This window comes from Actinomadura sp. WMMA1423, from assembly GCF_006547145.1.
Lineage (GTDB): Bacteria > Actinomycetota > Actinomycetes > Streptosporangiales > Streptosporangiaceae > Spirillospora.
Genome location: NZ_CP041244.1, coordinates 3,897,871 through 3,911,578 on the forward strand (window position 1 = coordinate 3,897,871; position 13,708 = coordinate 3,911,578).

The 13,708-nt window shown below is 73.6% G+C and carries 16 protein-coding genes; 8 read left to right on the forward strand and 8 right to left on the reverse strand.

Annotation, left to right across the window (positions count from 1 at the left end):
• The first annotated feature begins 225 nt into the window (after positions 1–225).
• Positions 226–1,080 (forward strand): NAD(P)-dependent oxidoreductase, encoded by an 855-nt coding sequence (locus FKD65_RS18025; RefSeq protein ID WP_141578602.1) that lies wholly within the window; start codon positions 226–228, stop codon positions 1,078–1,080.
• A gap of 38 nt (positions 1,081–1,118) precedes the next feature.
• Here FKD65_RS18025 and FKD65_RS18030 read toward each other — a convergent pair whose 3' ends face one another.
• Positions 1,119–1,880 carry a class III extradiol ring-cleavage dioxygenase gene (locus FKD65_RS18030; protein ID WP_141578603.1) on the reverse strand — a complete coding sequence of 254 codons (762 nt, stop codon included), beginning with the start codon at positions 1,878–1,880 and terminating at the stop codon, positions 1,119–1,121.
• Between the two features lie 92 nt (positions 1,881–1,972).
• Here FKD65_RS18030 and FKD65_RS18035 point away from each other — a divergent pair, with 92 nt between their 5' ends.
• Positions 1,973–2,467: a MarR family winged helix-turn-helix transcriptional regulator gene (locus FKD65_RS18035; RefSeq protein ID WP_141578604.1), complete on the forward strand. Its 495-nt coding sequence runs from the start codon at positions 1,973–1,975 to the stop codon at positions 2,465–2,467.
• A gap of 39 nt (positions 2,468–2,506) precedes the next feature.
• On the opposite strand, the gene FKD65_RS18040 is transcribed toward FKD65_RS18035, so the two are convergent.
• Positions 2,507–3,595 (reverse strand): winged helix DNA-binding domain-containing protein, encoded by a 1,089-nt coding sequence (locus FKD65_RS18040; protein WP_141578605.1) that lies wholly within the window; start codon positions 3,593–3,595, stop codon positions 2,507–2,509.
• Positions 3,585–4,220 (reverse strand): TetR/AcrR family transcriptional regulator, encoded by a 636-nt coding sequence (locus FKD65_RS18045; RefSeq protein ID WP_240810213.1) that lies wholly within the window; start codon positions 4,218–4,220, stop codon positions 3,585–3,587. The genes FKD65_RS18040 and FKD65_RS18045 overlap by 11 nt, the downstream gene beginning before the upstream one ends.
• Positions 4,221–4,357: 137 nt before the next feature.
• Between FKD65_RS18045 and FKD65_RS18050 the strand changes: the two genes are divergently transcribed.
• Genes FKD65_RS18050 through FKD65_RS18060 form a run of 3 tightly spaced genes read left to right on the forward strand, consistent with a single transcriptional unit; the run spans position 4,358 to position 6,730 of the window.
• Entirely contained in the window at positions 4,358–5,179 is an 822-nt protein-coding gene (locus FKD65_RS18050; RefSeq protein WP_141578606.1) for a class I SAM-dependent methyltransferase, read from the forward strand.
• Between the two features lie 16 nt (positions 5,180–5,195).
• A complete protein-coding gene (locus FKD65_RS18055) occupies positions 5,196–6,110 on the forward strand; it encodes a saccharopine dehydrogenase NADP-binding domain-containing protein (RefSeq protein WP_141578607.1) in 915 nt (304 codons plus the stop codon).
• Positions 6,110–6,730 (forward strand): TetR/AcrR family transcriptional regulator, encoded by a 621-nt coding sequence (locus tag FKD65_RS18060; protein WP_141578608.1) that lies wholly within the window; start codon positions 6,110–6,112, stop codon positions 6,728–6,730. Before FKD65_RS18055 ends, FKD65_RS18060 begins: the two co-directional genes overlap by 1 nt.
• Before the next feature lie 14 nt (positions 6,731–6,744).
• Here FKD65_RS18060 and trpS read toward each other — a convergent pair whose 3' ends face one another.
• Positions 6,745–7,776: a tryptophan--tRNA ligase gene (trpS, locus tag FKD65_RS18065; protein WP_141578609.1), complete on the reverse strand. Its 1,032-nt coding sequence runs from the start codon at positions 7,774–7,776 to the stop codon at positions 6,745–6,747.
• Positions 7,777–8,000: 224 nt separating this feature from the next.
• Here trpS and FKD65_RS18070 point away from each other — a divergent pair, with 224 nt between their 5' ends.
• The 3 genes from FKD65_RS18070 (at position 8,001) to FKD65_RS18080 (ending at position 10,528) form a co-directional block, all read left to right on the forward strand.
• Positions 8,001–8,489 carry a MarR family winged helix-turn-helix transcriptional regulator gene (locus FKD65_RS18070; protein ID WP_141578610.1) on the forward strand — a complete coding sequence of 163 codons (489 nt, stop codon included), beginning with the start codon at positions 8,001–8,003 and terminating at the stop codon, positions 8,487–8,489.
• 72 nt (positions 8,490–8,561) lie between these two features.
• A complete protein-coding gene (locus tag FKD65_RS18075) occupies positions 8,562–10,049 on the forward strand; it encodes an MFS transporter (RefSeq protein ID WP_141578611.1) in 1,488 nt (495 codons plus the stop codon).
• Between the two features lie 11 nt (positions 10,050–10,060).
• On the forward strand, positions 10,061–10,528 hold the full coding sequence (locus FKD65_RS18080; RefSeq protein WP_141578612.1) for a TIGR03618 family F420-dependent PPOX class oxidoreductase: 468 nt from the start codon (positions 10,061–10,063) through the stop codon (positions 10,526–10,528).
• 6 nt (positions 10,529–10,534) lie between these two features.
• On the opposite strand, the gene FKD65_RS18085 is transcribed toward FKD65_RS18080, so the two are convergent.
• The 4 genes from FKD65_RS18085 to FKD65_RS18100 are packed head-to-tail and all read right to left on the reverse strand — an operon-like array spanning position 10,535 to position 13,666.
• Positions 10,535–11,443, reverse strand: a complete 909-nt coding sequence (locus tag FKD65_RS18085) for a M56 family metallopeptidase (RefSeq protein WP_141578613.1) — start codon at positions 11,441–11,443, stop codon at positions 10,535–10,537.
• Positions 11,440–11,823 carry a BlaI/MecI/CopY family transcriptional regulator gene (locus FKD65_RS18090; RefSeq protein ID WP_141578614.1) on the reverse strand — a complete coding sequence of 128 codons (384 nt, stop codon included), beginning with the start codon at positions 11,821–11,823 and terminating at the stop codon, positions 11,440–11,442. The genes FKD65_RS18085 and FKD65_RS18090 overlap by 4 nt, the downstream gene beginning before the upstream one ends.
• A 38-nt stretch (positions 11,824–11,861) precedes the next feature.
• The gene (locus FKD65_RS18095; RefSeq protein ID WP_141578615.1) at positions 11,862–12,539 is read right to left on the reverse strand and encodes a response regulator transcription factor; all 678 of its coding nucleotides are present in this window, start codon (positions 12,537–12,539) and stop codon (positions 11,862–11,864) included.
• Entirely contained in the window at positions 12,536–13,666 is a 1,131-nt protein-coding gene (locus FKD65_RS18100) for a sensor histidine kinase (protein ID WP_141578616.1), read from the reverse strand. The genes FKD65_RS18095 and FKD65_RS18100 overlap by 4 nt, the downstream gene beginning before the upstream one ends.
• Between the last annotated feature and the right edge of the window lie 42 nt (positions 13,667–13,708).

A 13,708-nucleotide genomic window follows, 5' to 3' on the forward strand; every position in this document is an offset into this window, starting at 1 on the left:
ATTCTCGCCCGCGGCGCACGCGAAACGCGCTCGGGCGCTTCCCGGCGGTACGCTCATGGCGGACGAGCCGCCGGGGGGCGGTGCGGCCAGTCCGAACTCGTCCGGCCGGACGCAGGGGGGTGTCCATGCTGAACGCCGGGCGTGACCAGTGCTGACAGATCCCACAGCAGGCAGATCCCACAGCAGACGATGCACGATGGCGTGAAAGTCGCGGAGGTACCCCCTTTGAAGATTCTCCTCGCCGGAGCGACCGGAGTAGTCGGTCGCCGGCTGATCCCGCTGCTCGTCCAGGCGGGCCACGAGGTCGCAGGGACGACGCGCCGAACCGAACGCACCGGCATGGTCCGCGAGCTCGGTGCCGCGCCGGTCCTGCTGGACGTCCTCGACGCCGCCGCCGTGCACGACGCCGTGGCCGCCGTGCGCCCCGACGCCGTGATCCACCAGCTCACCGATCTCAGCGACGAGGACTTCGAGGCCAACTCGCGGCTGCGGATCACGGGCACCCGCAACCTCGTCGACGCGGCGAAGGCCGCCGGCGTGCGGACGATGATCGCGCAGAGCATCGCCTGGGCGTACGTGCCGGGCGACGCGCCCGCCGTCGAGACCGACCCGCTCGACTCGCACCTGCCGCCCTACGCGGGCATCGCGGCGCTGGAGCAGGCGGTCGCCGAGATGCCGCACGGCGTCATCCTGCGCTACGGCGCGCTCTACGGTCCGGGCACCTGGTACGCGCCGGACGGCGCCATCGCCGAGCGGGTACGGGTGGGCACCCTCCGCCAGGCGCCGTCGTGGACGTCGTTCGTCCACGCCGACGACGCGGCGTCCGCGGCGCTCGCGGCCCTGGAGTGGCCCGCCGGGGCCGTCAACGTCGTCGACGACGAGCCTGCGACCACGGCGGACTGGCTGCCGGTCTACAGCGCCGCGCTCGGCGCGCCCGGGCCCGGCAGCGCGGGCAAGCACGCGGCCACGACCGGGCGTCCGGTGTCCAACGCCAAGGCGCTCAGTCTCGGGTGGAAGCCGCAGGTGCCGTCCTGGCGCATCGGCTTCGCGCAGATGGACGTCCCGGTCGTAACCGACTGATCCGAAAACGCACGCTCCGGGGGGAACGTGACAAGCGCTCAGCCGAACTGGAACGAGCGCTTGGCCAGTCCGAGCCAGTAGCCGTCGATGACCGAGCGCCGCCCCGACGCGGCGTCGGCATCGGCGCCCAGCGCCACGAACAGGGGCGCGAAGTGCTCCGTCCGCGGGTGCGCGATGCGCGCGGCGGGGGCCTTCGCGCGGAAGTCGAGCAGGGCGTCGACGTCGCCGTCCCGCACGGCCCGGTCCGTCCACTCGTCGAACTCCGCCGACCACGCGGGCGGCGCCGCGTCCGGCTCCGGGCGCATCTCCCGCAGGTTGTGGGTGGTGAAACCGCTGCCGACGATGAGCACGCCCTGGTCGCGCAGCGGCGCGAGGCTCTGGCCGAGCTCATGCAGGCGCTCCGGCTCCAGGGTGGGCATCGACATCTGCAGCACGGGCACGTCGGCGTCCGGGTACATCTCCACGAGCGGGACGTAGGCGCCGTGGTCAAGGCCCCGCCGCTCGTCCTGGTGGACGCCGGGGATCAGCTTGCGCACGTCCTCGGCGAGGACGGGGGCGCCCGGCGCGTCGTATCGCACGGTGTAGTACCGCTCGGGGAAGCCCCAGAAGTCGTAGACGAGCGGCACCGGGCTGGTCGCGCCGATGCTCAGCGGCGCCTCCTCCCAGTGCGCCGACACCATGAGGATCGCCTCCGGCTTCGGCAGCTCCGCCGACCACCGGGCCAGCTCGGCGGTCCACCGCGCGTCGTCGGCCAGCGGCGGCGCGCCATGGCTGAGGTAGAGCACCGGCATCCGCGTCATGTCCATCATCCCCTTACTTGAGAGTTCAACAGTACCTCATTTCGTTGAATCTTCAAGTCTTGAGGGTTCAAACATCCGGGTAGACTGGCGGTATGGCCGAGACGACGGAGCCGCGGTGGCTCGACGACGACGAGCAGGAGACCTGGCGCGCCTTCCTGTGGACGTCCCGGCTGCTCGGCGAGGCACTCGACCGCCAGCTCCAGCGCGACTCGGGCCTCCCGCACGCCTACTACATGATCCTCGCGATGCTGTCCGAGGCGCCCGGCCGCTCGCTGACGATGACCGAGCTCGCCGAGATCGTCCACTCGTCCCCGAGCCGGCTGTCGCACGCCGTCAACCGGCTGGAGGAGGCAGGCTGGGTGAGCCGCTGCAAGCACGCCTCCGACCGGCGCACGACGATCGCCCGGCTGACGGACGCGGGCTTCGCCGTGCTCGCGGAGGCGGCGCCCGGCCATGTCGCCGAGGTCAGGCGGCACCTGTTCGACCCGCTGACCCGCGAGCAGATGCTGGAGTTCCGCGAGATCCTCCACGCCCTGCTCGGCTCGCTCGACCCGAACCACGAGGCGCCCTGCGCGCCCGACGCCTAGACCCCGGTCAGCAGGCCACCGGGTCAGTCGAACACCGGGTCAGCCGAACTCCACGCCGTGCGCTTTTGCCTTCGGGTGGGCGGCGGCGAGCAGGCGCATGCCCTCCTCCTCCAGCGCGGCGCGCTCCGGCCGCGGGACCGGGGCGAACGGTTCGAGGCGCAGCACCGCCTCGCCGCGGCCCTTCTCGATCTTCCACATGCCGTGGACGAAGCCGTCCACCAGGAAGGTCGCGCGGATGATGCCGTTGACGGTGAAGACGCGCCCGCGGTGCTCCTCGCTGATGACCCGCGTCCGGTCGGCGTGGGAGAGCAGCAGGTTGTCGAAGTCGGGAACGAACCGGACCGGCGCCTCCGCGCCCGGACCGGGCCGCGGCGCGTCCGGGAGGTCGTACAGCGTCCGGCCGTTCTCGTCCTGGAAGGTCACCAGTTCGGGCCTGAGCCGCTCGACGACCTCGCCGAGGCGCGTCAGCCCCGCCCACTGCTGGACGTCCTGGACGCTCGCCGGCCCGAACGCGGCCAGATAGCGCCGCACCAGGTCCTCCAGCGAGGGGGCGGACGCCCCGGGCCCGAGCCAGTTGTCCAGGGTCGTGTGCTTCGCGGCCCCCGAGGCGCCCCAGATCCCGCGCGGCGGGACCTGCACGAGCGGGAGCGAGAGGCGGACGGCCCAGGCCAGCAGCGCCGGGTCCTCGTCCGGCCACCGTTCGGCCAGGAGCGCGCGCAGGTCCTTGTCGGTTCGCGGCTCCTCCTCCAGCAGGGCGCGCGCCCACGCGACGACGGCCGCGAGGTCGACACGCTCCAGCTCCGCCGCCCGCGACCTGAGGTGGCCGTCGCGGATCGCCTGGGTGAGCGGCCGCAGCGCACGGGCGTCGCGGGCGCTGACCAGGTGGAGCGTCCCGCGCATCAGCACCATCCGCAGCGCCCGCCGGTCGGCGATCAGCTCCCCCGCCTCCTCCAGCGAGTAGTCCGCGAGCCGGCTCCACAGGCCGATATGGGGCGGGCCCGGGGCCTGCGCCTGCATGCCGACCAGGTGCTCGATCGCCTCCAGCGCCGGCATGGCGTGCCGCTCCAGCAGGAGCTGGCGGGCCAGCAGTGCCCGGTTGAGCGCCCTTCGTCCCAGCTCAGTCGCCATAGCGCGCGACCAGCTCCTGTCGGCTCGGCGGGGGGCCGGGGAGTTCCCGCCGGCCGGTGAGGTGCATGGCGTCCAGCATCAGCGCCAGGTAGCGGTGCTGGAGCCGGTTCATCCGCTCGTCGTCGCCGATCCGGATGCCGTGCAGGTACTCGAGGATCACCGAGACGTCGCCGACGTCGATCTCGGGGCGCAGCCCGCCCGCCTCCCGGGTGCGCTCCAGCAGCCGCCGCGTCGCGACGTGGATCTCGCGGCCCTTGCGGCTCATCTCCTCGGTGACCTCGAAGCTCCCGGCGAGCCGCATCGTGAGGGAGCCCGCGCCGATGTCCAGGCAGCGGCGCATGAACGCGGCGAAGGCCTCCCACGCGTCACCGTCGTCGTCGAGGGCAGCCTCCACCTCGGCGAGGTAGCGGTCCATGCCCTCGTCGGCGAGCTTCTGGAGCAGGTCCTCCTTGCTCTTGTAGCGGCGGTAGAGAGCGCTGATCCCCACCCCGGCGTGCTCGGCCACCGCCGAGATCGGCGCGCCGGGGTCGGCGGTGAACACCGTGCGCGCCGCCTCCCGGATGAGCTCGTCGTTGCGTGCGGCCTGCGCTTTCCGCCCGCTCAGGGGCGCTTGTGCCGTCTCCATGCCTCCCATCGTAGGGGAACGAAGAATTCCGTTCTACTGTCGCCCGGTTCCCCCGGGCCGGCGCGCCTTGACGGGCGGCCCTCGCTCCCGCATTATGAACACACGTTCATGAACAGACGTTCATAAAAGGAGGATCCATGACGGAGATCGTCAACACCCATCAGGCGGAGGCGTGGAACGGGTACGAGGGCGAGCACTGGGCCGAGCACCACGACCGCTACGACGCCCTGAACGGCGGGTTCAACCGCGCGCTGCTGGAGGCGGCGGCGATCGGGCCGCGCGACCGGGTCCTCGACATCGGCTGCGGCAACGGGCAGATCACCCGGCTGGCTGCGGAGCGGGCGACCCTCGGCACCGCGACCGGGGTCGACCTGTCCGGCCCGATGCTCGCCCGTGCCCGCTCCCTCGCCGAGAGGCAGGGCGTCGGCAACGTCGCGTTCGAGCAGGGCGACGCGCAGGTGTACCCGTTCCCCACCGCCGGCTTCGACGTGGCCGTCAGCCGGTTCGGGATCATGTTCTTCACCGACCCGGTCACCGCGTTCGGCAACGTCCGGCGGGCCCTGCGCGAGGGCGGCCGGCTCGCGTTCCTGTGCATGACGCCGATGGCCGAGTCCGAGATGGGAGCGGTGATGGCCGCGCTCCCGCCCCTCGGCCACGCCCCGGTCGGCGGGAGCCACGGGGGGCCGCTGTCGCTGTCGGACCCCGATCGCGTCCACGAGGTCCTCGGCGGCGCCGGGTTCCACGGCGTGACGGGCCGGAAGGTCGAGGCCGAGCAGATCTGGGGGCGGGACGCCCGCGAGGCCGGGGAGTTCTTCGCCGGCTGGGGCCCGATCCGCCACAACTACGGCACGGGCGACGAGGTGCGCGAGGCCCTCACCGAGGCGATGCGGCCCTTCGAGCGCGACGGTGCCGTCCGCCTGCGCAGCACCGCGTGGCTGGTCACGGCCCGCCGTGCCTAGGCGCGGCGGCGAAGTGGTGAAGCGGGTCGTGGTCCTCGGCGGTTACGGCGCGGTCGGCCGCGAGGTCGTCGCGGGTCTGATCGGGCACGTCCCGGAGGTGGTGGCCGCCGGACGCGACCTCGCCAAGGCCCGCACCGTGCCCGGCGCGCTCCCGCTGCGGATCGACCTGCGGGGCGACGACCTGGAGCGTCTCGCGGCCGACGCGGTCGTCATGTGCGCGGAGACCGACAACGCCCGGGTCGCCGAGTCGTGCCTCGCCCGGGGCGTCCACTACGTCGACGTGTCCGCGTCCCACGCGGTGCTCTCCGCGATCGAGAGGCTGGACGGGCTCGCCGTCGAGCGGAACGCCACGGCCGTGCTGAGCGTGGGTCTCGCCCCGGGCGTCACGAACCTGCTGGCCCGCGAGTCCGGCGGCCGGGAGGTGGACATCGGCGTCCTGATCGGCGCCGGCGAGCGGCACGGGCCGTCCGCCGTGGAGTGGACGCTCGACTCGCTCGCCGAGCTGGGCGGGTCGTGGCGGATGCGCTTCCCCGAGCCCTACGGCGTCCGGACCGTGCACCGCTTCCCCTTCTCCGACCAGTACACGCTCCCCGGCCGCGTCCGCACGGGGCTCTGCCTCGACTCGCGGGCCATGACGGCGCTCCTCCCCCGCCTCGTCCCGATCCGGGACCTGGGGCCGCTGCGGGCCGCGTTCCGCCACGTCCACGTGGGCGGGGACGGGTTCGCGGTGGCGGTCGAGTCCGGCGGGACGGTGCGGTCGTTCTCGGGACGGCGGCAGAGCCGAGCGTCGGGCCTGGCCGCGGCGCTGGTCGTCCGGCGGCTGGACGGCATGCCGCCCGGCGTCCACCACATCGAGGACGCCGTCGGGCCCGACTTCCTGCCCGAACTCGCCGCGCACGGCTTCGAGCTCGCTCATTACGATGCGGGGTGATGTCACCTAGAAGAGCGGCGGCGCTTGGCGCCGGCGACCGCACCCTGCGCGACCACCTGATCAGCACGGCCGAGCGGATGATCGCCGAACGCGGGACGGCGGGCCTGACCGTCCGCGCGATCGCGCGGGAGGCGGGCGTCGCCGACGGCGTCCTCTACAACCACTTCGCCGACAAGGAGGAGTTGCTCGCGCTGGCCCTCTGGGCGCACGCCGAGTCGGTCGCGCGGCCGCTCGGCCCGCTCCCCGAGCCCGGCGCCGGCACCGTCGAGGAGAACCTGCGCGCGTACGTGGCGTACGGCCTGGCCCTGCACGACGGGCTGCTGCCCGCGCTGACCGGGCTGATCGCGCACCCGGCCGTCCTGTCCCGGTTCGCGGCGCTGGCCGGCGGGGGCGGCGGCTCCTGGAACGAGCGGCTCACCTCCTACCTGCGCGGTGAGCTCCGCCTCGGCCGCCTCGCCCCGGACGCCCGGGTCGAGGCGGCCGCCATGCTGATCGTCGGCGCCTGCCACGAGCCGGTGCTGTCGCTGCTGTTCCAGGGCCGGAGCATCGCGCACCGGGTCTCCCCGGACGTCGTGGACGATCTCGTCGCGACCGTCCTCGCGGGGATCGCCCCGCGGTAGGACGGCAGGCCCGGCTAGGACGACATGGCTTCGCGGACCTCCGCCAGCGTGCGCTCCGCCACCGCGTTGGCGCGCTCGTCCCCCTCTGCGAGGACGGCGCGCAGGTACGCCCGGTCGGCGGCGACCTCGGCGCGGCGGGCGCGGATGGGGCGCAGGAACTCGTTCACCGAGTCGGTCACGACCTTCTTCAGCGCCGCCGCGCCGCCGTCGCCGATCTCGGCGGCCACGGTGTGCGGGTCGCGGTCCTGGCAGAGCGCGGCGAGCAGCACCAGGCTGGAGACCTGCGGACGCGTCTCGGGCTCGTAGGTGATGTGCCGGTTCGCGTCGGTCACGGCCCGCCTGACCAGCCGGGCGGTCTCGTCCTCGGTGGCGGACAGGTTGATGGCGTTGCCGCGGCTCTTGCTCATCTTGTTGCCGTCGGTGCCGAGCAGGAGCGGCGCGGCCGACAGCAGGGCGTCCGGCACCGGGAAGACGGGCCCGTAGCGCTCGTTGAAGCGGCGCGCGACGGTCCGGGTGATCTCCTGGTGCGGGAGCTGGTCCTTGCCCACGGGAACGAGGTTCGCCTTGCAGAACAGGATGTCGGCGGCCTGGTGGACGGGATAGGTGAACATCAGCCCGCTGACCGCCGACTGCCGGGACGTCGCGATCTCGTCCTTCACCGTGGGATTGCGGCTCAGCTCCGCGATCGACACCAGGGACAGGAACGGCAGCATGAGCTGGTTCAGCGCGGGGACGGAGCTGTGCCGGAAGACCGTCGCCGCGGACGGGTCGATCCCGGCGGCCAGGTAGTCGGCGACCAGCCCCTCGACGTACTCGGTGAGGTGGTCGGCCACGTCCCGGTCGGTGAGCACCTGGTAGTCGGCCACCAGGACGAACAGCTCCACGCCCGCCCGCTGGAGCCGCACCCGGTTCGCCAGGGTGCCGAAGTAGTGCCCGAGATGCAGCGGGCCGGTGGGGCGGTCGCCGGTCAGGATCCGGAAGGCTCCGGGGTCGGCCGCGATGCGTTCCTCCAGCTCGCGGCTGCGGGCTTCGGGGGTGGTGTCCATGGGGTCCTCCTCGTCGGGTCCGCGGCCGTCCCGCCTGGGCGGCCCGGGTCACCGAGAAGAGGAAGGGCCGTCCGGCGGACGGCCCGATCGCATGCGTCAGTTCGGCCGTCCTAGGACGGCCACCAGCCGAGGCATGCGGTGCGATTCACGCGTCGATGGTATCCCACCTGATGCGACTGCTGCCAGATAATCTAGAACGAAACCATCTTGGGTAGGCTGGGCGCATGACCTCGATGGCCCCCGCCCGCACGCAGACGGATCTGTCGTTCCTGCTCGACCACACCGGCCACGTGCTGCGCGGCCGGATGACGGCGGCGCTCGCCGAGATCGGGCTGACGCCGCGCATGCACTGCGTCCTCGTGCACGCGCTGGAGGAGGAGCGCACCCAGATCCAGCTCGCCGAGCTCGGGGACATGGACAAGACGACCATGGTCGTGACCGTGGACGCCCTGGAAAAGGCGGGCCTCGCCGAGCGGCGCCCGTCGTCCCGGGACCGGCGGGCCCGGATCGTCGCCGTCACCGAGGAGGGCGCGCGGGTCGCCGCCCGCAGCCAGCAGATCGTGGACGGCGTCCACGAGGCCGCCCTCGGCTCGCTGCCGGCGGACCAGCGCGAGGCGCTCGTCCGGGCACTGGACGCGCTGGCCACCGGGCACCTCGCCACTTCACCGGAGGCCCCGCGCCCGGCCCGCCGGGCCCGCGAGCGCCAGAAGTAAATCCATCGCAGATAGTCCGCAACAAAACTATCTGCTACGGTCTCTCCTGTTGCTTCCGAACAGGAGATGACCATGTCTTCCCCCTTGCCGTCCTCCCCCTTGCCGTCCTCCCCCTCGCCGTCCCCGTTCCGCTCCCGATGGGCGGCGCTCGGCGTGCTGTCCGCCACGATGCTGATGACGATCCTGGACGGCAGCATCGTCACGGTCGCGGCGCCCGCCATCCAGGACGACCTCGGCTTCTCGCCCGCCGGGCTGAGCTGGGTCATGAACGCCTACCTGATCCCGCTCGGCGGACTGCTGCTGCTCGCCGGGCGGCTCGGCGACCTCGTCGGCCGCCGCACGCTGTTCCTCGCCGGGAACGCGCTCTTCACCGCGGCGTCGGTGCTGGCGGGCGCCGCCACCACGTCCGGCCTGCTGGTCGCCGCCCGGTTCCTGCAGGGCGTCGGCAGCGCCCTCGCCTCCGCCGTCGTGCTCGGCATCCTCGTGACGCTGTTCACCGACCCCCGCGAGCGGACCAGGGCGCTCGGGGTGTTCAGCTTCACCGGAGCGGCGGGCGCGTCCATCGGGCAGGTGCTCGGCGGCGTGCTCACCGACGCGCTGAGCTGGCACTGGATCTTCCTGATCAACCTGCCGATCGGCCTCGCCGTGATCCTGCTCGCCCTCCCCGCGCTGCCCCGCGACCGGGGCCTCGGCCTGGCCGCCGGAGCGGACGTGGCGGGCGCGGCGCTGGTCACCTCCGGGCTCATGCTCGGCATCTACACCGTCGTCAAGGTCGAGCGGTACGGGTGGCTGTCGGCGCACACGCTGGGCCTCGGCGCCGTCTCGCTGCTGCTGCTCGCCGGGTTCGTCCTCCGGCAGGCCCGCGCGGCGACGCCGCTGATGCCGCTGCGGATCCTGCGCTCGCGCAACGTGTCCGGCGCCTACGCGGTCCAGTTGCTGACACTGTCGGCGATGTTCTCCTTCCAGGTCATCGTCGCCCTCTTCATGCAGCAGGTGCTCGGCTACGGCGCGCTCGACACGGGCCTGGCGATGCTGCCCGCCGCCGTCGCGATCGGCGCCGTCTCGCTCTTCGCGTCCGCGCGGCTGTCGAACCGCTTCGGCGAGCGGTCCGTGCTGACGACCGGGCTCGTCCTGCTCGCCGGCGCGATGGCGTGGCTCACGACCGTCCCGGTGGACGCGGACTACGTCACCGACCTGCTCCCCCCGTTCTTGCTGATCGCCGGTGCGGGGCTCGTGCTGCCCTCGCTGACCGGGCTCGGCATGTCCAGCGCCCGGCCCGAGGACGCGGGCGTCGCCTCCGGTCTGTTCAACACCGTCCAGCAGGTCGGGATGGCGCTCGGCGTCGCGGTCATGACCACGCTCGCCGCCGCGCGGATCGAATCGCTGCGGGCGGACGGTCATGGCACCGCCGCCGCGCTCACCGGCGGCTACCACCTGGCCTTCACCGTCTCGGCCGGCCTGCTGGCCGCGGCGGTCGCCGTTTCGCTGCTCGTCCTGTGCCGCCCGCGGCCCGCGCCCGCCGCCGCGGCGCCCGCCGAGACCGTCCCCACCAACGTCTGAAGGAGATCGCGATGACCGAGTACGGCCCCGGACAGGGACCCGGCCCCAAGCCCGTCGGCGAGGACGAGCTGTCACGCCTCCTCGGCGAGCAGCAGTTCGGCGTCCTCGCGCTCAACAAGAAGAGCGGCCACCCGCACGTGTCGACGGTCGTGTACACGTGGGATCCGGACGAGCGCGTCCTGCGGATCTCCACGACCGCCGACCGGGCGAAGGTGAGGCTGCTGCGGCGCGACCCGAGCGCCGCGCTGCACGCCTCCGGCGCGGGCCACCTGTCGTTCGCGGTCGCCGAGGGGACCGCCGAACTGTCCCCGGTCAGCGAGGAGCCCGGCGACGCGACCGGTCGCGAGCTGCTCGCGATGACGCCGGGCTTCGACGACCCGGCGGACGAGCGGGCGTTCCTGGAGCAGATGGCGAAGGACCGGCGCCTGGTGATCCGCCTACGCGCCACCCGCCTCTACGGGACGGTTCTGGCCGACTAGGGCCGATCAGTGTGGCAGGACGAGAAGCAGCAGCGGGAGGACGGCGATGACCGGGACGGCGACCGACGCGGCGAGGCGGACCCGGCGGGGCAGCGGTTGCGGCTCCAGCAGCCGGTTCACCCGCGCCATCACCGGGATGTCGCTGTGCGAGGCGACGCCGAGCGTGCCGGACGGTGCGGCGGCCGGGCGGGCGGCGGCGAAGCGCAGCAGCGCGGTCGCCAGCTCGCGCGGCGGCCGGCCGTGCCGGGCCCGGTCGTCGGCGGCCATCTCGATCAGCAGCTCCACCGCGTCCAGGCACCGCCCGACCAGCCTGAGCTGCGGGAACACCTGGCGCAGCGACGCGAACGGCAGCAGCACGAGGTCGTGGCGCTCGCGGGCGTGGGCGCGCTCGTGCGCGAGCACCGCGGCCAGCTCGCGGCGGTCGAGCAGCTCCAGGGTCCCGGCGCTGACGACGACCTTGGACGAGCGGACGCCCGGCACGCAGTACGCGGCGGCGCCGGGGTGGTCGAGGACGAGGGTGCCGGGCACCGAGGAGTCGCGGCGCGAGACCAGCGCGAGCAGCGCCCGGTGCCGCCGCCGGGCCCGCACGACCCGCAGCACCGCGAACATCAGCATGACCAGCAGCACGCCGGTCAGGCTGATCGCGGCGAGCAGGGCCGCCACCTGGGCCGGGTTGAGCCGGGCCGCCTGGTCGTCGTACAGGCCGGGCAGCCCGCCGAGGACGCCCCTGCGGTACGGGAGCAGGGCGAGCCCGAGCAGGGCGCCGATCGTGGCGACGCCCCAGCACAGCCCGAGGGCCTGCCACAGCGCGATCCCGATCCGGGGCGTGCGCCACGTCCACCGGGCCCGGGACAGCAGGTGCGCCCCGCCGACGGTCCCCAGTGAGATCAATGCGAGCAGGGCGGTGCCGGTCATGCCGGAGGTTCCTTGCCGGTGAGGCCCGCGAGGGTCTGGCGGATCACGTCGATCTCATCGCTCGACACCGAGCGGACGAAGTGCGCGAGCGCCGCGTCGCGGTCACCGGTCTCGTTCAGGGCCCCGAGCATGAGCTCGGTGACGTACATCTCGCGGCTCGCCACCGGGTGGTAGCGCCAGGCGCGGCCGTCGCGCTCGCGTTCCAGGAAGCCCTTCTTCGCGAGCCTGTCGAGGACGGTCATGACCGTGGTGTGCGCGAGGTCGCGGTCGTCGGCGAGGGCACGGCTCACGTCACGGGCGGTGGCCGCCGGGCGGCCGGCTTCCTCCCGCGCCCACAGGACCTCCATGACCGTGCGTTCAAGCTCTCCCAGACCCTTCACGCACCCCAGATTATCCGACGGTCCCCGCCCTCACCACGTCAGGTAGTACTACCGCCTGTAGGGGGCGCGACGAGGCCGTGCTCGTAGGCGATGATGACGAGCTGGACGCGGTCGCGGGCGCCGAGCTTGGCCAGCAGCCGCGCGACGTGCGCCTTGGCGGTGGCCACGCTGATGAACAGCTCCGCGGCGATCTCCTGGTTGGTCAGGCCGCGCCCGACGAGGGTCAGCACCTCCCGCTCGCGCCCGGTGACGCCGTCCACGTGCCGCGGCCGCCCGGCGGCCGGTTCCGGACGCGCCGCGAACTCCTCGATCAGCCGCCGGGTGACGCTCGGCGCGATCAGGCCGTCCCCGCCCGCGACGACGCGGATCGCCGCCAGGATCTCCTCCAGCGCCATGTCCTTGACGAGGAACCCGCCGGCGCCCGCCCGGAGCGAGCCGTAGACGTAGTCGTCGTCGTCGAACGTGGTCAGCATCAGCACGTGGACGGTGCCCCCGCCCGCGCGGGTGATCCGCCGGGTGGCCTCGATGCCGTCCATGTCGGGCATGCGGATGTCCATGACGACCACGTCGGGGGCCGTCTCCGCCACGAGCCTGACCGCCTCGGCCCCGGTCCCGGCCTCGCCCGCGATCTCCAGGTCGGGGGTGTCGGCGATCAGGACGCGCAGGCCGGCGCGGATCAGCGGCTGGTCGTCGGCCAGCAGCACGCGGATGGTCACGGGGCCGCCGCCGGCGCCGGGATCCGCGCCGCCACCCGGAAGCCTCCGCCGGGGCGCGGACCGGCGGAGAACTCGCCGCGCAGCAGGGCGACCCGCTCCCGCATCCCGACGAGGCCGTATCCGGTGCCGACCACGCCGCCGCGCCCGTCGTCCTCGATCTCGACGGCCAGCTCGCCGTCGCCGTAGCCGACCGTCACCCGGCAGCGGTCGGTGCCCGCGTGCCGGACGACGTTCGTGACCGCCTCCTGGACGATCCGGTACGCGGACAGGTCGACGTCGGGTGGCAGCGGTGTCGGCTCGCCCTCAGTCCGGAGGTCGACGGCGAGGCCCGCGTCCCGCGCGGCCTCGGCGAGGCGGTCGAGGTCGGCGAGGCCGGGGGCGGGGCCGAGCGGCGCCGCCCCCGGGTCGTCCCTGCGAAGCGCGGTGAGCATCCGCCGCAGCCCGGACAGGGTGTCGCGGCTGGTGGCCTCGATGGCCTGGAGCGCGTTGCGGGCCTCGGCGGGCTGGGTGTCGATGACCCGTCCGCCCACGCCCGCCTGGATCGCGATGATCCCGATGCTGTGGGCGACCATGTCGTGCAGCTCCCGCGCGATCCGGAGCCGCTCGGCCGCGACGGCCTGCGCGGTGGCCTGCTCCCGCATCGCCTCGGCGTGCGCGCGCCGCGTCCTGACCGAGTTCCCCGCCATGAAGGTGACGGCCGACGCCAGCAGGACCGTCATGAGCAGGAGCTCGTCGGCCCGCAGGAACGCGGCGACGGCCCCGGCCTGGAGGAGCCCCGTCGCGACGGCGACGGGGACGGAGGCCTTCCGCGGACGCGTCGCCGTGACGTAACCGGACGAGACGCCGGTGAGCAGGATCAGCAGGCCGCCGACGGTCCCGACCGGGAGCGCCAGCAGGGCGAGGATCCAGGCGAGGAGCAGGATCGCGTGGGCGGTGAGGGCCCGCCTCCGCACCAGGAAGAGCACAAGGGCCGTGAGCCCGGCCGCGATGGGGATCTCCAATTGCTGGAAGGCGGTCCTTCCATGGGAGAACGTGAGGAACAGGACCACCGGGTACGCGGCGGCGCCGCTCCAGGCGAGGACCGTCCCCGTGCCGCGGCTCAGGCGGCTCGCCGACAGGGCTGACATGCGCCGATCGTAACCGCCGACCCCCTCCGGGCACATTGGCCC